Annotated in this window: 21 protein-coding genes and 1 tRNA gene; 10 read left to right on the plus strand and 12 right to left on the minus strand. The window is 65.2% G+C overall.

Annotated features, from left to right (window positions below; translation table 11 throughout):
* The first annotated feature begins 244 nt into the window (after positions 1-244).
* Complete coding sequence (locus tag FYJ28_RS16040) at positions 245-1,063, plus strand: tyrosine-type recombinase/integrase (RefSeq protein ID WP_229780524.1); 819 nt, start codon at positions 245-247, stop codon at positions 1,061-1,063.
* 70 nt (positions 1,064-1,133) lie between these two features.
* Here FYJ28_RS16040 and FYJ28_RS16045 read toward each other — a convergent pair whose 3' ends face one another.
* Both FYJ28_RS16045 and FYJ28_RS16050 read right to left on the minus strand, forming a co-directional pair.
* Positions 1,134-1,799, minus strand: coding sequence for an SGNH/GDSL hydrolase family protein (locus FYJ28_RS16045; protein ID WP_154580040.1), 666 nt, complete (start codon positions 1,797-1,799; stop codon positions 1,134-1,136).
* Between the two features lie 37 nt (positions 1,800-1,836).
* Positions 1,837-2,364: a helix-turn-helix domain-containing protein gene (locus tag FYJ28_RS16050; RefSeq protein WP_326831778.1), complete on the minus strand. Its 528-nt coding sequence runs from the start codon at positions 2,362-2,364 to the stop codon at positions 1,837-1,839.
* A gap of 144 nt (positions 2,365-2,508) precedes the next feature.
* Between FYJ28_RS16050 and FYJ28_RS16055 the strand changes: the two genes are divergently transcribed.
* Genes FYJ28_RS16055 through FYJ28_RS16065 form a run of 3 tightly spaced genes read left to right on the plus strand, consistent with a single transcriptional unit; the run spans position 2,509 to position 4,300 of the window.
* Complete coding sequence (locus tag FYJ28_RS16055) at positions 2,509-2,796, plus strand: hypothetical protein (RefSeq protein WP_442778595.1); 288 nt, start codon at positions 2,509-2,511, stop codon at positions 2,794-2,796.
* On the plus strand, positions 2,793-3,509 hold the full coding sequence (locus tag FYJ28_RS16060; protein WP_154580042.1) for an ABC transporter ATP-binding protein: 717 nt from the start codon (positions 2,793-2,795) through the stop codon (positions 3,507-3,509). The genes FYJ28_RS16055 and FYJ28_RS16060 overlap by 4 nt, the downstream gene beginning before the upstream one ends.
* The gene (locus FYJ28_RS16065; RefSeq protein WP_154580043.1) at positions 3,506-4,300 is read left to right on the plus strand and encodes an ABC transporter permease; all 795 of its coding nucleotides are present in this window, start codon (positions 3,506-3,508) and stop codon (positions 4,298-4,300) included. The genes FYJ28_RS16060 and FYJ28_RS16065 overlap by 4 nt, the downstream gene beginning before the upstream one ends.
* Positions 4,301-4,327: 27 nt before the next feature.
* On the opposite strand, the gene FYJ28_RS16070 is transcribed toward FYJ28_RS16065, so the two are convergent.
* Positions 4,328-4,735 carry a VOC family protein gene (locus FYJ28_RS16070; RefSeq protein ID WP_154580044.1) on the minus strand — a complete coding sequence of 136 codons (408 nt, stop codon included), beginning with the start codon at positions 4,733-4,735 and terminating at the stop codon, positions 4,328-4,330.
* A 73-nt stretch (positions 4,736-4,808) separates the two neighbouring features.
* On the opposite strand from FYJ28_RS16070, the gene FYJ28_RS16075 reads away from it, so the two are divergent.
* A complete protein-coding gene (locus tag FYJ28_RS16075; protein ID WP_154580045.1) occupies positions 4,809-5,387 on the plus strand; it encodes a TetR/AcrR family transcriptional regulator in 579 nt (192 codons plus the stop codon).
* Here the strand turns inward: FYJ28_RS16075 and FYJ28_RS16080 are convergent.
* Entirely contained in the window at positions 5,364-5,858 is a 495-nt protein-coding gene (locus FYJ28_RS16080) for a MarR family winged helix-turn-helix transcriptional regulator (RefSeq protein WP_154580046.1), read from the minus strand. The genes FYJ28_RS16075 and FYJ28_RS16080 overlap by 24 nt on opposite strands.
* A 30-nt stretch (positions 5,859-5,888) precedes the next feature.
* On the opposite strand from FYJ28_RS16080, the gene FYJ28_RS16085 reads away from it, so the two are divergent.
* Positions 5,889-6,947, plus strand: a complete 1,059-nt coding sequence (locus FYJ28_RS16085) for a bifunctional NAD(P)H-dependent oxidoreductase/GNAT family N-acetyltransferase (RefSeq protein WP_154580047.1) — start codon at positions 5,889-5,891, stop codon at positions 6,945-6,947.
* A 43-nt stretch (positions 6,948-6,990) separates the two neighbouring features.
* On the opposite strand, the gene FYJ28_RS16090 is transcribed toward FYJ28_RS16085, so the two are convergent.
* A complete protein-coding gene (locus FYJ28_RS16090; protein WP_326831779.1) occupies positions 6,991-7,881 on the minus strand; it encodes a LysR family transcriptional regulator in 891 nt (296 codons plus the stop codon).
* A gap of 79 nt (positions 7,882-7,960) precedes the next feature.
* Here FYJ28_RS16090 and FYJ28_RS16095 point away from each other — a divergent pair, with 79 nt between their 5' ends.
* Positions 7,961-8,887 carry an EamA family transporter gene (locus FYJ28_RS16095; RefSeq protein ID WP_229780525.1) on the plus strand — a complete coding sequence of 309 codons (927 nt, stop codon included), beginning with the start codon at positions 7,961-7,963 and terminating at the stop codon, positions 8,885-8,887.
* 58 nt (positions 8,888-8,945) lie between these two features.
* Here the strand turns inward: FYJ28_RS16095 and FYJ28_RS16100 are convergent, their stop codons facing one another.
* A complete protein-coding gene (locus FYJ28_RS16100; RefSeq protein WP_154580069.1) occupies positions 8,946-10,355 on the minus strand; it encodes an aminotransferase-like domain-containing protein in 1,410 nt (469 codons plus the stop codon).
* Between FYJ28_RS16100 and FYJ28_RS16105 the strand changes: the two genes are divergently transcribed.
* The gene (locus tag FYJ28_RS16105; protein WP_154580048.1) at positions 10,354-11,316 is read left to right on the plus strand and encodes a DMT family transporter; all 963 of its coding nucleotides are present in this window, start codon (positions 10,354-10,356) and stop codon (positions 11,314-11,316) included. The two genes, FYJ28_RS16100 and FYJ28_RS16105, sit on opposite strands and share 2 nt — an antisense overlap.
* A 370-nt stretch (positions 11,317-11,686) precedes the next feature.
* On the opposite strand, the gene FYJ28_RS16110 is transcribed toward FYJ28_RS16105, so the two are convergent.
* Positions 11,687-12,163: a MarR family winged helix-turn-helix transcriptional regulator gene (locus FYJ28_RS16110; RefSeq protein ID WP_154580049.1), complete on the minus strand. Its 477-nt coding sequence runs from the start codon at positions 12,161-12,163 to the stop codon at positions 11,687-11,689.
* Between the two features lie 62 nt (positions 12,164-12,225).
* Between FYJ28_RS16110 and FYJ28_RS16115 the strand changes: the two genes are divergently transcribed.
* Both FYJ28_RS16115 and FYJ28_RS16120 read left to right on the plus strand, forming a co-directional pair.
* Positions 12,226-12,660, plus strand: a complete 435-nt coding sequence (locus tag FYJ28_RS16115) for a hypothetical protein (protein ID WP_154580050.1) — start codon at positions 12,226-12,228, stop codon at positions 12,658-12,660.
* Between the two features lie 50 nt (positions 12,661-12,710).
* Positions 12,711-13,948, plus strand: a protein-coding gene (locus FYJ28_RS16120; protein ID WP_154580051.1) for an IS3 family transposase whose coding sequence is annotated in 2 segments (ribosomal slippage) — positions 12,711-12,996 and positions 12,996-13,948 — 1,239 coding nt in all. Because the reading frame shifts where the segments join, the coding sequence is not laid out codon by codon here.
* Positions 13,949-14,986: 1,038 nt separating this feature from the next.
* On the opposite strand, the gene FYJ28_RS16125 is transcribed toward FYJ28_RS16120, so the two are convergent.
* From FYJ28_RS16125 to FYJ28_RS16145, 5 genes are all read right to left on the minus strand, one after another.
* Positions 14,987-15,060 (minus strand) — tRNA-Pro (locus tag FYJ28_RS16125).
* Positions 15,061-15,269: 209 nt separating this feature from the next.
* Positions 15,270-16,814: a ribosome biogenesis GTPase Der gene (der, locus tag FYJ28_RS16130; protein WP_055241865.1), complete on the minus strand. Its 1,545-nt coding sequence runs from the start codon at positions 16,812-16,814 to the stop codon at positions 15,270-15,272.
* Positions 16,815-16,998: 184 nt separating this feature from the next.
* Complete coding sequence (gene cmk / locus FYJ28_RS16135) at positions 16,999-17,700, minus strand: (d)CMP kinase (RefSeq protein ID WP_326831780.1); 702 nt, start codon at positions 17,698-17,700, stop codon at positions 16,999-17,001.
* Complete coding sequence (locus FYJ28_RS16140; RefSeq protein WP_326831781.1) at positions 17,697-18,806, minus strand: prephenate dehydrogenase; 1,110 nt, start codon at positions 18,804-18,806, stop codon at positions 17,697-17,699. The genes cmk and FYJ28_RS16140 overlap by 4 nt, the downstream gene beginning before the upstream one ends.
* Positions 18,807-18,810: 4 nt before the next feature.
* Positions 18,811-19,920 (minus strand): pseudouridine synthase, encoded by a 1,110-nt coding sequence (locus FYJ28_RS16145; protein ID WP_154580053.1) that lies wholly within the window; start codon positions 19,918-19,920, stop codon positions 18,811-18,813.
* Positions 19,921-19,938 lie beyond the last annotated feature (18 nt).

A 19,938-nucleotide genomic window follows, 5' to 3' on the forward strand; every position in this document is an offset into this window, starting at 1 on the left:
TTGCGGGCGACCGCGACGACATCGCGTCGGAACTCTTCGGGAAAGGCTTTGGGCATGATGAACATCCTTCCACCCGCAAGGATCAAATCCTCACAGGCAAAGTGTCAATCAAACCTTCAGCAGTCCCGATCGTTGGCAGCGGGGCCTGGATCCCACCTCCACCGCCGAGCTCTACGACACCGGCCTCCGACTGCGTGTCCTGCCTGCGCTCGGGCATGTTCGGGTTGCGAAGATCACCGCGGGGATGATCGACCGCACCATCGACGCTTGGGAGGTCGAGCACTCCGCCTCGACGATCAAAAACTCCATCGCCCCACTCGTCCGGGTGCTCGATGAGGCGGTGCGTGACGACATCATCTCGATCAACCCGGCCAAGCATCGTGCACGGCGCAATCTCGGCAAACACGTCACTCACACAACGGGGGCGCTGCGGCAGTACGCGCTCCCGGATCTGGCGACGCTGCGGAAGCTTGCAACAGCGTGTGGGAAGGTGCATCAGTCGTATTCCGATCACGTCATGCTCGCCGCGCTCCTGGCCGCGAGGGGTTCGGAGGTCGCAGGGCTGCGGGTTGGGGATGTGGACTGGGAGAACCACATCGTGTGGATCAGGCGCCAGCACTATCCGGGCAAAGGCGGCCTCGTCGTCAAACAGACCAAAGGCCGCCGCGACCGTCCAGTGCCGATGCTCGATGCTCTCGAATCCGTCCTCGAACGCCTCACCACCGACAAGAAACCCGACGACCCGCTGCTGCGCGGGCCACGCGGAGGCGTTCTCACCACCGCGACTGTCAGAGACGCCACCCGCTGGGATGACCTCGTCGCAGGTCTCAACCTCACCGGTCTCACTCGGCATGGGCTGAGGCACACCGGGGCGACGTGGATGGCCGACGCCGGCATCGCTCTGCACGTCCTCCAGGAGATCCTCGGCCATCAGTCGATCGAGACGACCAAGGGCTACCTGCACCCCGATCACCGCCACCTCGCCGAAGCCGCAAGGCAGGCCAACCAGTTCCTCTCCAACACCCCCACGAGGAAGGACATCAGCAACGGACCCCGCCTGTGACCACGAATGGAACCACGCTCTGACCGTCCCAGAAGGGGCCGGAAGACCCTCGTTGCTGGACCGTGGAGCCTCAGCCACCATCGCGGTCTGCCATCAGGTCCGCGACGACGGGCGCGAGTGCGACACCCAGGGCGTGGTGCTGGTCGGCGTCGAGATGCACGCCGTCATGCTTGCTGCTGGTGATGATCGTGTTCGAGTCGAAGAAGAGGCAGCCGGCGTCTTCGCTGACCTGTCGAATCGCCCGCGCGAGACCCCGAGCGGCTATATCCCCGCCCGCGAACTTCGGGCCGATCGGTCCTCGAGGGTTGTCCAGCTGCGGGGGCGCGATAACGAGAATCGGTGGGGTAGGCATCCCGGGCTCGATCGGCGCTGTCCTAATCGCGTGGACGAGCGCTGAGACGCCCATCGCGGAGTGCCAGGGTTTGTGCTGGTGCACGGATTGGAAGTCATTCGTACCGAGTAGCAGGATCACGAGGTCGAGCGGGGATTGCGCTTCTATGACCTGTTGGATGCCGCTGAGGGCGTTCCGCCCAGGCTTGTACGGGTCGTCGAAGGCGGTGCGACGCCCGTTGAGACAGTCCTCCGTCAGCCGGATGCGACCGTCCCTTCCCGCGTTGAGCGCGGCGTGCAGGACTCCGGGCCAGCGCTCTTCGAAAGGAAGTCGCTGCCGAGTTGTCGGGACTATGCCCCAGGTCAGCGAGTCTGAGTACACAAGGATGTGCTTTGTCGTTGGCATCCTGGCTCCTTTGCGTTGCCGTCGTTCCTTTATGCGTTCACGGGTCTGGTAGGAGGATCGTGGCGAGGTTGACGCGTTGCTGACCGTCCTGCCGTTCCGTCAGGTAAGGGGTCAGTAGCTCAGCGAGACCTGCCTGGATCGTGGCGAGATCCTCCGTGTTCACGTACAAGGGAGTTCGGGCGAATCCGACCAGCTCACGGGCTTCGGGAGAATCCGCGCTGAGGAAGCGATCGAAATCACCCGTGACGTCTCCCAGGAAAGTCAGGAAGGCCGCGCTCAGCTGAGCGCTACTCATCGCAGAAAGCTCCGCCTGGTCAATGGAGGCCATCCGGTCTCCCAGCGCCAAGGTTCGCTCGATCGCGCCACGAGATCTGCGCTCATCGACCACGGCGACAACCTTGGCATCGAGGAGGGCAGCCACATGTCGGTAGAGCGTGGCCTGCGGGATATCCGGGAGCGCCTCGCGCAACTGGGCCGTCGTGCGGTTGCGACCACCCAGCTGCTGGATGATCCGTAATCGCACCGGGTGCAGCACGACCTCTGCCAGAGCAGTATTGTCCGGCACCTTGACTCCTCACTGTTATCACAATGATAATGTTCTCAGTACGATTCCATTCTAGCGATCGAGGAGAGCACGATGACGAACATCACATGCGACCAAACGGGAGTGCACGTGCAGTTTCCCGGTTGGGAGGCGACGATGACGGGCTTGCCGAAGCTGTCTATTCCGAGGTCGGCGATCCATGGCGTCGCGAGCGAGCAGGGATGGACGTCCGAGATCCTCGGGATGAGATCCGGTCTCGTCATCTCTGGCTACCGCAAACTGGGCACGTTCAGGCACCCTTCGGGAGTGCGGCGCCTGGTCTCGATGAAGCGCGGGCTCCCGCTGCTGCGGATCGCCGTCGACCGGGCCGCCGTCGGCTTCGACGAGATCCTCCTGAGCACCGATGCTGCAGAGACGATCGCGGCAGACCTTCGATCGGACGTGCACTCTTGAACGCTGCGATCGAGGTAAAGGCGCTCTCGAAACGGTTCGGTGCAGTCGTTGCGCTCGAAGATGTGACCGTGACAGTCGAATACGGGCGCGTCGTCGGGTTCCTCGGGCCCAACGGGGCAGGGAAGTCGACGCTGATGCGCGCGCTACTCGGCCTGATCCGCTCAGACAGCGGCGAGGCGCACATCGCTGGCGCGCCCTATGCCCGCCTGCCTGCGCCCGCAAAGACCGTGGGCGCAGTCCTGGACATCGCCTCGGCGCATCCGCGCGTGACGGCACGCGCTCACCTTCACACGTACGCGGCACTCGGAGGAATGGACCGGTCACGGGTCGACACCGTGTTATCCCTCGTGGGGGCGCCGTCGTACGCCGATCGTCGGGTCGGCACCTTCTCCACGGGGATGCGCCAGCGCCTCGCGCTGGCCACCGCGATGCTCGGCGACCCGGACATCCTCGTGCTCGATGAGCCGTCGAACGGTCTCGACCCAAGCGGAATCGCCTGGCTCCGCACATTCCTGCGCGAGTTCGCCGATGCTGGCGGCGCCGTTCTGCTCTCCAGCCATGTGCTCCATGAGATCGAGCACACGATCGACGACGTCATCCTCATCGACCGGGGCCGCACCGTCTGGACGGGCGCGCTCGAACGACTCGTGGCGCAAGATGCTCCTCTCGAGAAAGCCTTCCTGCGCCTCACGCAGAAAGGACCTCTCTCATGAATGCCGTCTACGGCGAGGTCGCGCGACTGCGCGCCACCGGAGTAGCACTGTGGTCGGCACTGGTTGCGCTCGCGTGCGGTGGCGGATTGACGCTTCTCCTTGCGCTCACCGGACCGCAGAACGCCCAGCCTCCCATGCCGGACATCGACACCCCCGAAGGCGTGGGATTCGTGTTCGGTATCGGAACCGTGCTTCTGTTCGTCCCCGCACTGATCGGGACCATCGCGATCACGAGCGAGTATCGACACCGCACAATCGGCACGACGTTCCTCGTCGTTCCTCGACGGGGTCGAGTGCTCACAGCCAAGCTCGCCGTTTACACGGTGCTGGGCATCGTCTATGGAACGATCGCATCCCTGTCGGCCTTGCTCGCCCTGATCGTCGCAGCGTGGATGCGCGGTGTACCTCTGGGCGTCGATGTGGCGGATCTGGTACCGGCACTCATACAGCTCAGCCTCGCCGCTGCCGCCTACATGCTGCTCGGCGTAGGGATCGGCGCGTTGACCCGTTCACCCTTCGTCGCGATCGGCGTCGTTCTCGGCTACTTCCTGTTCGTCGAGTACCTCCTGATGATGATTCCCGGAGTCAATGCGATCTACCCGTTCCTGCCGGGCGGCGCAACGGCATCGCTGACGAGTTTTGACTTCCTCACCGGCGCGATCGCGAGCCAGACAGCGCTGACGCCCGCGACGATGGTCTCACCTGTGGTCGGCGCTGCGACCCTCGTGGCATACGCGGTCATCGCGGCGATTCTCGCCGTCTTCGTTCCCCTTCGGCGAGACCTGAGGTGACCGGACCCTGGGTCTCGCCGAACGGGACTATGGCTGCGCATACGCGCTCGCGTAGTCCTCGCTGGGGGCCACGGGCTGGATGATGTCGAGCAGGACGCCGTCGGGGGCGGCAACGATGAAGTGCCGCTGGCCGAAGTCCTCGTCGCGAAGCGGTAACACCACGTTCGCCTCTGTCTTGCCGGCCAGCTGCTTGTGGAAGGCATCGACGTCGCTGACTTCGAGGTTGACGATCACTCCTCGGGGAAGCTCACGGTATCCGTCCGGCACCGTGGGGTGATCGTGAGCCAAGACTGCCAGCTCGAACGCGCCTAAGCGCAAGCTGACATACCAGTCCGATTCAAAGGTCGTCTCAAAACCGATGACGTCGCGGTAGAAGGACGCCGCGGCGTCGACATCGCGAGACATGAGCACGGGATAGAGGCTGGTGACGGACATTGCACTCCTTTACGTACGATATGAATGTAACGAAGCCAGCATACATACACACTGTACGTAAAGGAAGAGGACCATGCCCCGCGCCTCCGCAGCCGACGCCGCCCAGACAGCCCAACGCATCCTCGATTCCGCGAAGGAACTCTTCTCAGCACGAGGCTTCAGTGAAGTCTCCGTCGATGACGTCGCCCGGGACGCCGGGGTCACGCGAGGAGCGGTCTACCACCACTACCGGACCAAGGTCGCGCTGTTCGGCGAGGTCGTCTCCCGCCTCCAAGCCGACGTCGCACGAGCTGTCGTCGCGGCAGCAGAGAATGCAGACCCGCAGCCTCTCGAACAGCTCAGGGCCGGGTCGCACGCGTTCCTCGATGCGATCACGAACGGGGCCGCCATGCGCATCCTGCTCATCGATGCACCTGCGGTGACCGGCTGGCAGGAATGGCGCCGACTCGACGCGGAGAATTCGGCGACGCATCTGCGAGAGGCACTACGCGAGGCAGGAGTTGCAGAAGAGATCCTCGATGCATCGACCGCGCAGCTCTCCGGCGCGATGAACGAGGCAGCCCTCTGGACGGCCCAACACGATGACACCGACCTGGCTCGCCGGCAGTCCCACAGGGTTCTCGACAGACTACTCACGGCCTCCGTGTCGTAGACCCGACTCTGGGGCGTGGGCGAGCTTTCCAGAGATTCGCACGATGTCGAGGAGGTCGCGCGCGTCGAGCCGATCGGCGAAGCGACGGCGCACGGACTCCAGGTGCACGGCAGTCGCCCCGCGAAGGGCGTCGAGCCCGAGGGGAGCAAGCACGAGCAGACAGCCGCGGCCATCTGCCGGGTCAGGATCACGGCGAATCAGCTCTCGCACTTCCATCCTGCTGGCATGACGCGAGAGCCTGCTCCGCGACCACCCCATCTTCTGCGCCTGGGCATGCAGTGTGCTCGTCATCTCCGGCGCTTCGACCAGAGTGCTGAGCACTTCGTAGTCGGGCTCCGAGAGGCCCGATGCCGCAAGGTCGTGCACCACACCGGCCTGCACGGCGATCATCATGCGACGGAACGCGCGCCAGGCGACTTCCTCATCCTCGCTCAACCAAGGTGCCGCCGACCCCATCCTTTTCGTTGACATGTAATCATTCTACGATCTATGCTCGTTTACATGTCAACAAAGTCTCCTAGAGTCGTGATCCTCACGTGCAGCACCCGGCCCGGAGCGATAGGCCCGGCGGTTGCAGACTGGCTCCTGCAAACCCTCACCCCCCGCGCCGACGCACTCGATGTCGAGCTTCAGCATGTGTCGTTGCGCGATCTCGATCTCCCGTTCTTCGACGAGGAGGAGCATCCGGCAATCGGCGCCTATCGAAACCCGCACACCAAAGCGTGGAGCAAGATCGTCGACGAGGCCGATGGCTTCATCACGGTCACGCCTGAATACAACTACGGCATGCCCGCAACGCTCAAGAACGCCCTCGACTACCTGAGCCGCGAATGGGCATGGAAGCCCATGGGGTTCGTGAGCTACGGCAACACGTCGGCAGGCACCCGATCCGTGCAGCACGCGAAGCAGGTGATAACGACGCTTCGTCTCGTCCCCCTCGGCTCGACCGTCGCCCTGCGCCTGAAAGACACGATCGATTCGACCGGAGTGCGTCCGAGTGCACAGCTGACCGCGTCGGCGAACGGCTTGCTGGAGGAACTGGTCAGACTAGCTCACGCACTCAAGCCCATGCGGGAGGCTGCACGACCCGGTATCGAAGTCGGGCCGTTGCCCGGTAGCTATACACGCCCATTGACTCCCAACGACGCCCGGCATGTACTGGTTCTGCAGCGATGCTGCTGGGTCGACGAGGCGTTGAGCAACGAAACGCTGGACCTCGCTCCGTTCACCGAGACCCTCGAAGACGTGCAGGCCTGGCTCACCGACTGGGAGAGCGTCGGACTCTGGCTCCACGGTCGTCTCATCGGAATGGTTCGCGCTCGACGCGCATCGCGAACAGGGCACATCGGCAGACTCGCCGTCGTTCCCGATCTCTACGGGCGGGGAATCGGGCGCTGGCTCCTCCGGCACGCGACGGATGCTCTCGCCAGCTCCTGCGACCGGATACAACTCAGCACCGGATCGCGGAGCACGAAGAACATCCATCTGTACACGAGCGAAGGATTCGTCCAGCACGCCGAGAACCCCGAAGGAACAGTCGAACTCGTCAAGCGTTCTTGAAGTGAGGCCCGACGGACTGACATCCGGTCCCCTACCCGTGCACCTACTTGTCGTCGCCCGATTGAGGAATCGGCAGGCTTTCGAGGAATGCTCTTGCCGCGGGGGTGGGGTTGAAGCTGCTACACGCGAGGTATTCGATACGGGTGGGGCCATCGGTGACCGGGATCGTTCGAAGACCCATACTGCTGGGTGGGATCACGGCGGGTGACAGCAGGGCGATCACGAGGCCCTGCCTGACCAGGTCGAGGATGAGGTCGGCGCTCATCGCTTCGAAGGCGACCTCGCGATGGATGCCGGCGGCCTGGAACGCGAGGTCGGAGGGAATCCGTCCGGGTGTTCCTTCGGGAAAGTCCACGAACGCTTCATCGGCCAAGTCTTCCAATCGCAACCTGCGACGCCGCGCCAGTGGGTGTTCAGCGGACACGACAGCGACGAGTCGTTCCCGGGCGAGCACGCGCGCGTTCACGCCTTTCGGGGGTGCGCTGTCGGGCAGCCCGAGCACTGCCACGTCCATACGGCCCTCGCTGATCGCGGTGACGAACTCATCGCTACCGCCGCCTCGGAGCTTGATCCGCACCGCAGGGTGGGTGCGATGGAAGTGCCCGAGCGCAGCGGGTATATCGATGGCGGTCACCGTCGGAATCACACCGATGGTGAGACTGCCTCGAATCTGCCCGTCCGCCTCCGCCGCCTCGGAGACCGCCCGTTCAGCCGCATCGAGACTCTCTCGTGCTCGTGCCAGGAATGCCTCTCCGGCTGCGGTGATCTCAACCCTACGGCTGGTGCGCGCGAATAACCTCACCCCGAGTTCGCGTTCGAGCGCCTTGATCTGGTGGCTCAGAGCGGACTGCACCACGAGACACCGCTCCGCCGCGCGAGTGAAACTGCGTTCCTCGGCCACCGCGACCACATACCGCATCTGCTGAAACTCCACACTTCAATGATTCCTGTTCATTACTGATATGACAACAATGCTCTGGACTCATCAGCATGTCGGACCCGACGATGTAACCATGAGCATCACGACCTCACCGCGCACCCCTCCAAGCGTGCACGCAAGATCCACGCGCCGAGTGGGTTGGACGATACTGACTGCGCTGACTCCGATGGCCTGGGGCACCACCTACATCGTGACAACGCACCTGCTGCCCGAGGAGCATCCTCTCTTCGCAGCGATGATGCGCTCGCTTCCCGCAGGTCTGATCGCGCTCCTGATCGCGAGGCAGTTGCCGCACGGTTCGTGGTGGTGGAAGAGCCTCGTGCTCGGCACCTTGAACATGGCCGCATTCTTCCCGTTGCTCTTCCTCGCGGCCCAGCAGCTGCCAGGCGGAGTAGCAGCCACGCTGGGTGCGGCACAGCCCATCGTTATCGCGTTCCTCGCCGTGGCGATCCTGCACGAGAAGCTCTCGCTCTGGCGCGTCGCTTGGGGCGTGCTCGGCATGATCGGCGTTGCGCTCGTCGTCCTCGGCCCGAACGCGGCAATGTCACCTCTGGGCATCGTTGCGGGCCTTGGCGGGGCCGTGTCGATGGGTATCGGCGTGGTGCTGACGAAGAAGTGGGGGCGCCCCGAAGGGGTATCCGCAGTCGGTCTGGCCGGGTGGCAACTGACCGCCGCTGGTCTTGTCCTTCTGCTGCCGGCTCTGCTCATCGACGGCATTCCGCCCGGTATCGACGGCAAGGCGATGCTGGGGTACGCCTGGCTGGGGCTGATCGGGGCACTGCTGACCTACACCATCTGGTTCGCCGGCATCCGGCGTCTGCCTGTGACGGCGACCGCCCTGCTCGGCCTGCTCTCTCCGCTCGTGGCGGCGGTGCTCGGCGCCGCGATCGCAGGCGAAGCCCTGACCCCACTCCAACTTCTCGGCTTCGCCGCCGCACTCATCGCGATGGTCGCCGGTCAACTCCCGCCACCGAGAAAGAAAGACTACATCCGATCATGAGAGCAGCTGCATCTCGTGCGATCGGCATGGTCAGGACCGCTATCGACACCGCAGCCGTTCACTGTCTGTTCGTGAGAGCGTGTCCGATGATCCGCGCGGCTTCGGAGAACGCGCTGGGGTTGGGGCCGGAGTAGTTCAGACGGAGATAGCGGCCGGTTGGCTCGGCGGGGAACCAATCGTCGCCTGCTGCGATGATGACCCCGCGAGCTTCGCATTCTCGGGCGAGCTGGAGCAGGTCCGTGTCGTCGGGCAGTCGCAACCAGAGGTTCAGACCGCCGCGCGGTACAGCATCCAGGCGCGCCGCCGGGGCGTGCTCGCGGAGTGCGTCGACGAGGAGATTGCGGCGGCTGGTGAGCTGCTGCCGGAGCGAGCGCAGGTGCGTGCGCCAGGCCGGTTGTGTGACGACATCGACCGCGACGGCTTGCAGGGCGGAGCTGACGTACATCTCCTGAGCCTGCGTGTCCGCGAGAATGCGATCACGGGCGGGGCCGCGCGCGATCAGGCCCGCGACCCGGACGGACGGGGAGACGCTCTTGGTGAGTGAGCGGATGTAGACGACATGACCGCTGTCGTCACGGGCGGCGACGGGGACGGAATCGGAGGTGATGCCGAAGTCGTGCGCCCAGTCGTCCTCGATGAGGAACCCGCCGTGCTCGCGCACGATCCCGAGTACGGCGTCACCCAGTTCCGCCGACCACTGTCCGCCGGTGGGGTTGGCGAAGTTCGGTTGCGCGTAGAACGCGCGTGCCCCGGTCTGCGCGAAGGCGCGTTCGAGGTCGTCGGGGTTCGGGCCGTGCGGCCCGGACGGGATGGGAACGAGTTGCACTCCGACCTGCGCGGCGGCGAGCATCGCCCCCCAATAGCTCGGTGACTCGATCAGCAGAGGTCGCCCCGCCCCGACAAGAGTGCGGAAGAGGGTGCTGAGGCCACTCTGACTACCCGGCAGGACCACCACATCCCTTGCGGCCGGGGCGGTGAGGCCCGTGGGAGTGATCGCGCCGAGTTCAGCGGCGAACCAGGATTGCAGCTCGGGCAGGCCCGCAGCGGGCGGGCGGCCCACCGCCGCCTCGCTCCGCGCAGCGCGAGCGAACGCGGCCCGCACCAGACGTTCGGGCAGCAGCTCCCTGTCGGGGTAGCCGGAGTGCAGAGCGATCACATCGTTCGGCGCCGTGCGCAGCGCCGCCGACGAGGCCGGGATGCGATGCAGCGGGGAGCCGAGCGCTGCCGTCTGCCAGCCGTAGTCGTTCGGACGGACCTCCCGGACCCCGCGCACGAACGTGCCGATGCCCGGGCGCGACTCGATCACACCCTGGCCGACGAGGGTGCGCAGTGCCTTCTGCACCGTGACCGGGCTGGCCTCAAACCGTGCGACGAGCTGCCGCGTCGACGGAAGCTGTGCACCCGCAGGAGCGGTCGCGATCCACTCACCGAGAGCGGACGCGATGCGGTCACTGCTACTGTAGGTCATGACGATCAAGGATACCGCTACTCTATCTTCTGCGAAACTGCTACCGATGTCTCGTGCCGGCCTGTGGTGGGGGCTGCTCGGCGTGACCGCGTTCTCTTTCACCGTGCCCTTCACGCGGGTCGCAGTCGAGAACGGGCACATGTCGGCTCTGTTCGTCGGGTCGGGCCGCGCAGTGATCGCGGCCACGCTCGCCGCGCTCGCCCTCGGGCTGACGCGGCAGAGACTCCCGCGCGGGAGGCAATGGATACAGGTCGCGGTGGTCGCCGGCGGCGCGGTGGTCGGGTTCCCGCTGCTGACCTCGTTCGCTCTCACGACCGCGTCCGCGAGCCACGGGGCCGTAGTGATCGCGCTGCTGCCCGCAGCGACCGCGGTGATCGCCGTGCTGCGCACGGGGGAACGACCCGCACGCTCGTTCTGGGTCGCTGCCGCGTTCGGCGCGGTCGCTGCGGTGGTATTCGCCGTGATCCAGGGTGGCGGTTTCGGCGGGCTGCACGTCTCCGACCTGCTGCTGTTCGCCGCCGTCGTCGTCTGCGCGGTCGGCTACGCGGAAGGCGGATTGCTCTCCCGCAGCATGGGGTCGTGGCAGACGATCTCGTGGGCGCTCGTGCTCGCCTCGCCGCTGATGATTCTGCTGACCGGCATCGCCGTGGTGCAGCAGCCTCCCCTGGGCACCGTCGTGGAGTGGGGCGCGTTCGCGTACCTCGCGGTGGTGAGCATGTTCCTCGGGTTCTTCGCCTGGTATCGCGGCCTCGCCATCGGCCCGATGGCACAGGTCAGCCAGGTGCAGCTCACTCAACCCGTGATGAACATCCTCTGGGCGGGCCTGCTGTTGGGCGAGCACATCGGCTGGCAGACCGTAACCGGCGGCATCGCCGTGATCGGCTGCGCACTGCTCGCAGTTCGCGCCCGCAACCGAGGGAACCAGGAAGGCGTGCGAAACACACTCCGCGCTAACCGATGACCGATCTCGGAGAGGTTAAGCGGCTGATCCGTGGCAACTCGCAGGCTCGATTGGGCTTGCAGGGGGTGCACCAGATCCGCAGCGTCTCATCGCCGACACCGCACCGCGGGGTGAGCGCACGATTCGACTGCGAGCGAGGCCCACCTCTCGGGCTTGACTGCAGTAAGCCATGCGCACGGTGCGGTATCGCAACTCCGGACTGAGCTGCTTGGGCATGCTCTTGTTCCCTTACTGAAACATGGAACGAGCCCCAGGGCGCTTCACCGCTATCCTCGGTGGCCAGCGTGTCTCGCACACACCCATGAGGCCGTCGAGCGGTCACGGAAGGGAGTCGCTAGGAATCGCCGAGCCGTGTTCTGGTCGATGACGCTCATTCGCGAGGATGACGATCTCGTCGTGGCCATGCTGCGACGAATCGTTCGAGGAGGTCGGCGAAGACGCGGGATTCGTCGGGCGTGAAGCTGGACAGCGCTTCGATCACGGCAGCCTGCCGAGTGGTGCGCATGTCATTCACGAGCGCCTTGCCCTGTGCGGTGAGGCGGATGAGAGCGTAGCGGGAGTCTTTGGGATCGGGCTGGCGTTCGATGAGCCCCTCGTCGAGCAGCTCGGTCGTCAGCCTGCTGGCGCGGGGGCGATCGACGCCGATCGACCCGGCGATCTCGGAGATCGCCATCCCATCCTCGGCATCCTCGAGGGCGTCGAGGTACCGGAAGCGGGCGGCGCTGGCTGGAGAGGCCGCAACAGAACCACCGCTCGCTATTGTGCGATGCAGGCGACTCCCCTGCTGATCGCGTCGGATGCGCACGAGTGCCCGCTCGACTACCTCCTCCGGTTCACGCTTCGACATAACTGCAATACTACAACAGTTGTTACTTGACAAGTGTGTGCGGATGCGAGCAGGATAATTGCATGAATACAACTGATAGACGGGATCAGCCCCCGATCGGCCTCCTCCTTCGCAAACTGGACAACCTCCTCAACGAACGGTTCGAGCGAACCCTAGGAACACGGAGCGTCACCCGTCGCCAGTGGCAGTTGCTCCGCATCCTCGCTGACCACCCCGCCCACCTCGACGCCCTGAACGCGGCGGTCGCCCCCTTCCTCGATCTGGCCACGGGCGAATCCGCACAACAGCACCTCGACCCGCTGGTGAAACTGGGCTTGGTGACCTCGATGGACGATGTGTACGAACTCACCAGCCCAGGCGGCACATTGTTCGACAGCTTGGCCGAGGACGTGCAAACGACGCGCAGTCTCACCGTTCGGGGCCTTGCCGACGGCGAGTACGATCGCACCATCGCCAACCTCCAAGCAATGATCGCGAACCTGGAGGACGACGGATGAGTTGAATCGGCCTGACTTTCGTTCCGTTCTTCAAGCAAGTATGGAACACGATGAACAGGAAGTATTCGCCGGAGATGCGTGAGCGGGCGTTGCGGATGCTCGCGGAGACGCGACCGTCGCACCCGAACATGATGAGCGCGGTCCGTCACGTCGCCGGGCTGCTCGGGATGAGCCCCGAGACGCTGCGGTTGTGGCAGCGCCGATACGAGGTCGACGCCGGGGTGAAGCCCGGGCTGATCACGGACGCGGCGGCGGAGATCAAGCGCCTGCAGAAGGAGAACGCCGAGCTGCGCAAGGCGAATGAGATCCTCAAGGCTGCGAGCGTGTTTTTCGCGAAGGAGCTCGACCGCCCCTGACCGAGATGATCCGGTTCATCAATAAACGTCGGGATCGTTTCGGGGTCGAGCTCATCTGCCGGGTCCTCAGACCGGCAGTTCAGGGGTTCCTCACTTCTCGCGGTTATCGCTCCGCGGTCGGTCGTGCGCCGTCGGCCAGGCAGCTGCGCGATGACCTGTTGGTGCCGGAGGTCGTGCGACTGCATGCGGAGAACTACGGCGTCTACGGGCGCCGGAAGATGCACACCCTGATGCGCCGACAAGGCTGGAACATCGGCCGTGACCAGACCGAACGACTCATGCGCCTGGCCGACGTAGAGGGCGTGAAGCGGTCGAAGCGGGTCTTCACGACGAAGACCGATCGGACGCAGTCTCTGCCACAGGATCTCGTCAACCGGAGGTTCACGGCCGACGGCCCGCGCCGGCTCTGGGTCTGCGACGTCACCTACGTCGCGACATGGTCCGGGTTCGCCTACGTCGCGTTCGTCACCGACGTCTACTCGAGGCGCATCGTCGGATGGAACGTCGCCGCCACGCTCAAGGCCGAGATCCTGCCGCTGCAGGCCCTCGATATGGCCGCGTGGGACGCCGGCGGCGACCTCACCGGGCTCACCCACCACTCGGACCACGGCTCGAACTACATGGCGATGGTCTACACCGACCGGGTCGTCGAACTCGGCGCCGTCCCCTCCACCGGAACCGTCGGCGACTCGTTCGACAACGCGATGGCCGAGGCCGTGAACAACCTCTACAAGACCGAGCTGATCCGCCAGCAAGGACCCTGGCGGACCGTCGAGCAAGTAGAGCTCGCGACCCTCGAATGGGTGTGGTGGTGGAACAACCAACGCCTCCACGGAGAGCTCGACATGCGCACCCCGACCGAGGTCGAGGACACGTACTACGCTGACCACGAATCAGCCCAACCGGCACCCGCCGGACAAGGCTCACCATAGGAACGACAGTCAGGCCGATTCAAGTTGCCCCGTGTTAGCCTCCACATCGGGGCAGCCCAGAAAGCCGGCGAGGTACCCGACAACGACGAGCCGACTGAGCGACCGCGGTATCGGCACCGCTGACCCGGAGTGGTACTGCCCGCTGAGGATCAGCCTCCGCAGCTTCGAGTACAGCTGCAGCTTTGTCCGCCACCTTCCAATCAGCCAGGAGGGACACGAGCGGCGACTCATGCAACACGGCCCGTTCAACCACTTTCAGGATGCCGATTGGCCAGCTCCAACACCGTCACGGCGCCGCCACTGGTACCGACGAATAGGACAGGCCCTCCGGTGAACCGGTCAACAAGCGCAGCAAGACCCTCGGCAAGCACCTCGGGCGTGGGTGCATCCATCCCTGGGACCGCCCGACTGCCACCGACACCACGCGGGGCGTGGGTGACGACGGCACAGGGGTCTGAAAGCTCATGCGCTAGCGGTGCGAAATCAGCCCGCCCGACCGGCGCACCGACAAGGAACAACAGAGGTCCCTCCCTCTGGACGCCGAAGGCAATCGTGCAATCTGTTCGGTCGAGAAGGTTCACCGAACCGGTGATCCGATCACTGAAGTCCATGATCTTCCGCGTAGCTACATCGCGCGCTCGTTCGAGCTCCTCGCGCCGATCCTGGACGCGACGGCGATGGCTGTCAGCAGCCCCACTCGAAGTCTGGCCAGATTAGCCGCCTTGTTGTTTACACCCGTGAACTGCGCGATATCAACCAGAGGCATCCCCATCTCACGGAGATGAAGCAGCATGCGGATCAGCTCGACGTCGGCCGCTTCCCAACCCTTCCGCTACAGGCCGGGGCGGCATCGTGCCTAGGTTCTAGTTTCACTCCACGGGCACCTTCTGGTGCACTCCGCGAGCGACAACGCCTAGCGGGACTGGTCCACTTCGACGGTAGCTGGATCCAGCAGATCGAGCGAGTGGACCAGCAAGTGACCACCCAGGAGAACGACGAAGCCCAGGTGAGAAAGGTGCTCTCACCTGGGCTTTTCTGTCGGGATGACAGGATTTGAACCTGCGACCCCTTGACCCCCAGTCAAGTGCGCTACCAAGCTGCGCCACATCCCGTTGTTTAGTTTTCGGACAGTCCCGCCGCTCTAACTCACCTGACCCCCAGTCAAGTGCGCTACCAAGCTGCGCCACAACCCGTTCCGCTGATCCGTTAGTGCCGGTTTGTTTCCGGCCGAACCAACTCAAATACTGTACATCATGGTTGGCATTTTCCCCGCATCGGCGCCGGCCCCGGAGTCATATTGGCTCCGGGGCCGGCGGCCGTGCTAGCGCCTGCTGGTCTTGCCGCGCTTTTCACGCACGCGCATTGAGACCTCGATCGGGGTTCCTTCGAAGCCGAAGGTCTCCCGGAGGCGGCGGGTAATGAAGCGGCGGTAGCCCGGATCCAGGAACCCGGTGGTGAACAGCACGAACTTCGGCGGCCGTGAGGACGCCTGCGTGCCGAACAGGATGCGGGGCTGCTTGCCGCCGCGCACCGGGTGCGGGTGCGCCGCCACGAGTTCACCCAGGAAGGCATTCAGCTTTCCGGTCGGGATGCGCTTGTCCCAGTTCTCCAGGGCAAGGTCCAGTGCGGGGACGAGCTTGTCCTTGTGCCAGCCGGTCTTGGCGGAGATGTTCACGCTCGGCGCCCACTCAACGTGTGCCAGGTCGCGCTCGATCTCGGTCTGCAGGTAGCGGCGGCGTTCGTCGTCGAGCAGGTCCCACTTGTTGAACGCCAGCACCAGCGCGCGGCCCGAATCGATGGCGAGCTGCAGGATGCGCACATCCTGTTCAGAGAGGACTTCGTCCACGGCGAGGAGCACGACGGCGACCTCCGCCTTTTCCAGCGCGGCCTGCGTGCGCAGCGAGGCGTAGAAATCGGCGCCCTGTGCCATGTGCTGGCGGCGGCGGATACCTGCGGTGTCCACGAAGCGCCAGGTGCGCCCGCCCAATTCGATCAGTTCGTCAACCGGGTCGCGGGTGGTGCCGGCGAGGTCATCGACAACCACGCGGTCGGTGCCGGCCAGCTTGTTCAGCAGCGAAGACTTACCAACGTTCGGACGGCCGATCAGTGCGATGCGGCGCGGACCGCCGCTGGACTCGAGTCCACCGTAGGCCGAGTACTCGGGCAGGACGTCCAGGACGGCGTCCAGCATGTCAGCGGTGCCGCGTCCGTGCAGCGCCGAAACCGGGTACGGTTCGCCGAAGCCCAGACCCCAGAGCACCGAGGCGTCGGCTTCGTTCTGGATGTCGTCAACCTTGTTGGCGACGACGATGACCGGCTTGCCCTTGCTGCGCAGCATGCGCACCACGGCTTCGTCGGTGGCGGTGATGCCGACGGTCGCGTCGACCACCAGCATGACGGCGTCAGCGACGTCGACGGCGATTTCGGCCTGGTCGGCAACGCGGGCATGGATGCCGCGGGCATCGTGCTCCCAGCCGCCGGTGTCTACGAGGGTGAAGTTCACACCGTTCCAGGTGGCCGGGTATGACACGCGGTCGCGGGTAACGCCCGGGGTGTCTTCCACGACGGCTTCGCGGCGGCCGAGGATACGGTTCACCAGCGTTGACTTGCCGACGTTGGGACGGCCGACGATGGCAACCACCGGGTCAAGGCGCAGTGGTGCGTCTGCGTCATACTCGTCATAGCCGCCGGCCAGCAGGGCAGCGTCTTCCTCGTCGAGCTCGTAGTCGGAGAGCCCGGCACGCAGGGTTTCCGCGCGCAGGTTGGCTTCGTCGTCATCGAGGGCGGCGAGGCGCTCGTCGATCTGGTCCTCGCCTGCCGGGACGTACTCTTCAGAGTCGCCGTCAAAGGTCGCGTTGGCGTTCATAAACTATTGCTTTCTTTCCGTTGAGGCCGTCAGCGCAGGTGCGCCAGGCCGTCTCCGGACGTTCAGCCCGGGTAAGTGTTGGGGGGTCTGTAAAGGGAAAACCCCATGCAGCCACCAGTCCATTGAAACACGGCAAGGCGCCGGGACCCCATTGGAGCCCCGGCAGTCCGCCTGCCGCTGGTGCTTAGTGCGTGCTCGAAAAAACCACGTCCAGCACGGCCTGAACCGTTTCTTCGAAATCCAGATCGGAGGAATCGACCGTAATCACACCGTCGGCCGCCTGCTGGAAGTTGACCACCGTTGAATCCTTGACGTCCCGTGTGAGGACCTGTTCACGCAGGGCAGCGGCGCTCTGCGAGCCGCCCAGCTGCACGCCGCGGCGGCGCAGGCGCGCCTCCTCGGAAGCCGTCAGCAGGATTCGGACTTCCGCGGTGGGAGCCACCACGGTGGTGATGTCCCGTCCTTCGGCCACGATCCGCAGTCCGGAGTCCTTGATCAGCTGCTGCTGGCGGCGTACCAGCTCCGCCCGTGCACCAAGGGTGGTGGCCACGGCAGAGACGTTGGAGGAAACCTCCGGTTCGCGGATCGCCTGGGTGACATCCTCTCCCCCAACGAGCACCCATTCCGCGTCCGGGGACGTGCTCAGCTCAATGTCAGCGTTCCGGGCGGCGGCTTCGACGGCGACGGCGTCGCCGAGGTCAATGCCGGCCCGCATGCACGCAATGGTCACTGCCCGGTACATGGCACCGGTATCGAGATAGTTGGCGCGCAGCCGGCGGGCGACCTCGCGGCTGATGCTGGACTTGCCGGAGCCGGAGGGACCGTCAATTGCCACCACCAGGGGTTTGCCCAGCCTGAACTGTGCCGGATTCTGCTCTGTGTTCACTCCACTACCTTCCAGCCGCGCGAGGTCAGCTCACTGACCAGGCCGTGCACTTTGCTCGGCAGGACCGAGATTTCCACCCGTCCAACCTCGCGGCCGGAGGCGTGCTCCAGGCGCAGGTCTTCGAGGTTGACACCGATTTCACCGATTTCCGTAAGCAGCTGCGCGATCTGTCCGGGGGTGTCGTCCACGAGCACGGTGAAGCTGACGAAGGACTGCGGAGGCGTGCCGTGCTTGCCCGGGATGCGGGCCTGGCCGGTGTTGCCCTCGGAGATCAGCTGCGCCATGTCCAGCCGCGCGCCGTCGGCGGTGGGGTGTTCAAGCGTATTGATCAGCCGGTTCAGATCCTCGCGCACCCCGTGCAGGATGTTTACCAGCTTCGGGGCGTTGCCGCTGAGGATCTGCACCCACAGCTTGGGGTCGCTGGCCGCAATCCGGGTGACGTCGCGCAGGCCGTTGCCGGCCAGTGCCAGCGCCGAGGGAGGCGTTTCCTGCAGCCGGCTGGCCACCAGTGAGGACATGACCTGCGGGAGGTGGCTGATCAGGGCCACTGACGCATCGTGGTCGTCCGCACTCATGCGCGAAACCACGGCACCGAGGTCGATGGCCAGTGCTTCGGCCGTCTTGACTGCTTCAGGGGAGCTCTCCTCACCGGCGCAGATTACCCACGGCATGGACATAAAGAGGTCACCCAGGGCAGCCACCGGACCGGATTTCTCCCGCCCGGCCATCGGGTGCGTCCCCACGTACCGGGCCAGATCCACTCCGGTGGCGCGCAGGTCCGCCAGGACGGCGGCCTTGACGCTGGCAATGTCGACGACGACGGCACCCGGCCAGTCCTTCAGGGCCCGGGCCGCCAGCGAAGCAGTGACATCCGGTGGTGCGGCAATAACGACCAGCTGCGGCGCGAAGCCTTCCTCGGCGTCGTCGAGCAGGCGTCCGGCGCCAATATCTTTGGCAACCGCGGCAGTGGAGGGTGAAACGTCCGAGAGTACGACGTCGATTCCGCGGGCCCGCAGGCCCAGGCCAATGCTCGCACCGAGCAGGCCGGTGCCGATCACAAGGACCGGTCCGGACAGATGTGTACCCCCGTTGGCCAGTGCGGTCACGGCGTTACAGTCCGACGGTGGCCATCAGGTGGCCGACTTCGTGGCGTCCAAGGACGCGGATGCTGCCCTGGCGCTGGTCGCCCAGGCGGATCGGGCCCATCTGGGTCCGGACCAGGCGCTCGACGGGGTGGCCAACGGCGTCGAACAAGCGGCGCACAATACGGTTCCGGCCAGAGTGCAGGACAACCTCAACCAGGATGTGGCCGGGGGTGGAATCAACGAGGCGGAACGAGTCAACCTTGGCGAAGCCGTCTTCCAGCTCCAGGCCTTCACGCATCTGCGCACCAACACCGTGGGCCATGGGACCGCGCACCTGGACCAGGTAGGTCTTGGGAACCTCGTAGGAGGGGTGGGTGAGCCGGTTGGCCAGCTCGCCGTCGTTGGTCAGCAGCAGCAGGCCTTCGGTATTCGTGTCCAGGCGGCCCACATGGAAAAGGCGCTCGTGCTTGTTGGTGCTCTTCAGGTAGTCGCTGATGCAGGGACGACCCTCGGGATCTTCCATGGTGGAGACCACACCGCGGGGCTTGTTGAACACGTAGTACTTCTGGGTTTCATCCAGCTGCAGGCGCATGCCGTCTACGTGAATGGCCACGGTCTTGGGGTCAACACGGACGCCAAGCTCGGTGACGACCTCGCCGTCCACCTCAACACGGCCTTCGGTGATCATTTCCTCGCAGACGCGGCGGCTTGCGACGCCGGCACTGGCCATGACCTTCTGCAGGCGGATGCCTTCGGGGTCGTGGTGCTCGGAAATAACCGGCTTGCCCGGGCGGCGGGTGTGCGTCCGCTTGGTTACCGGGCCCAGGTTCTTGCCGAAGCGTTCGTTGCGGAAGGCACGCTCTGAACCGCCCTTGCCCTTCGGGGCGCCGGTGCGGGGACCGCCGGGCTTGAAGCCGCCTTCCTTGGGGGCGCCGGACTTAAAGCCGCCCGATTTGGGAGCGCCGGACTTAAAGCCGCCGGACTTCGGAGCACCTGAGGGGCCGCCGGAAGACTTCGGGCCGCCGGTGCGCCCGGAGGCGGGCTTGGAGCCCTTTCCGAAGCCGCGGTTGCCGCCTGCTCCCCCGCCGCTGCGCGGATTACTGCGGCCTGAGCCGGAACGGGGTGCCTGTGTCATTGAGAAGTCCTTCGGGTG

This window comes from Arthrobacter sp. BL-252-APC-1A (assembly GCF_009696625.1).
In the GTDB taxonomy this organism is placed as follows: Bacteria; Actinomycetota; Actinomycetes; order Actinomycetales; family Micrococcaceae; genus Arthrobacter_B.

Coding starts and splice junctions, on each gene's coding strand:
- FYJ28_RS16040 (WP_229780524.1), top strand. CDS start 245: ATGATCGACCGCACCATCGACGCTTGGGAGGTCGAGCACTCCGCCTCG.
- FYJ28_RS16045 (WP_154580040.1), bottom strand. CDS start 1,799: ATGCCAACGACAAAGCACATCCTTGTGTACTCAGACTCGCTGACCTGG.
- FYJ28_RS16065 (WP_154580043.1), top strand. CDS start 3,506: ATGAATGCCGTCTACGGCGAGGTCGCGCGACTGCGCGCCACCGGAGTA.
- FYJ28_RS16070 (WP_154580044.1), bottom strand. CDS start 4,735: ATGTCCGTCACCAGCCTCTATCCCGTGCTCATGTCTCGCGATGTCGAC.
- FYJ28_RS16075 (WP_154580045.1), top strand. CDS start 4,809: ATGCCCCGCGCCTCCGCAGCCGACGCCGCCCAGACAGCCCAACGCATC.
- FYJ28_RS16080 (WP_154580046.1), bottom strand. CDS start 5,858: ATGTCAACGAAAAGGATGGGGTCGGCGGCACCTTGGTTGAGCGAGGAT.
- FYJ28_RS16085 (WP_154580047.1), top strand. CDS start 5,889: ATGTCAACAAAGTCTCCTAGAGTCGTGATCCTCACGTGCAGCACCCGG.
- FYJ28_RS16095 (WP_229780525.1), top strand. CDS start 7,961: ATGAGCATCACGACCTCACCGCGCACCCCTCCAAGCGTGCACGCAAGA.
- FYJ28_RS16105 (WP_154580048.1), top strand. CDS start 10,354: ATGACGATCAAGGATACCGCTACTCTATCTTCTGCGAAACTGCTACCG.
- FYJ28_RS16100 (WP_154580069.1), bottom strand. CDS start 10,355: ATGACCTACAGTAGCAGTGACCGCATCGCGTCCGCTCTCGGTGAGTGG.
- FYJ28_RS16110 (WP_154580049.1), bottom strand. CDS start 12,163: ATGTCGAAGCGTGAACCGGAGGAGGTAGTCGAGCGGGCACTCGTGCGC.
- FYJ28_RS16115 (WP_154580050.1), top strand. CDS start 12,226: ATGAATACAACTGATAGACGGGATCAGCCCCCGATCGGCCTCCTCCTT.
- der (WP_055241865.1), bottom strand. CDS start 16,814: ATGAACGCCAACGCGACCTTTGACGGCGACTCTGAAGAGTACGTCCCG.
- FYJ28_RS16145 (WP_154580053.1), bottom strand. CDS start 19,920: ATGACACAGGCACCCCGTTCCGGCTCAGGCCGCAGTAATCCGCGCAGC.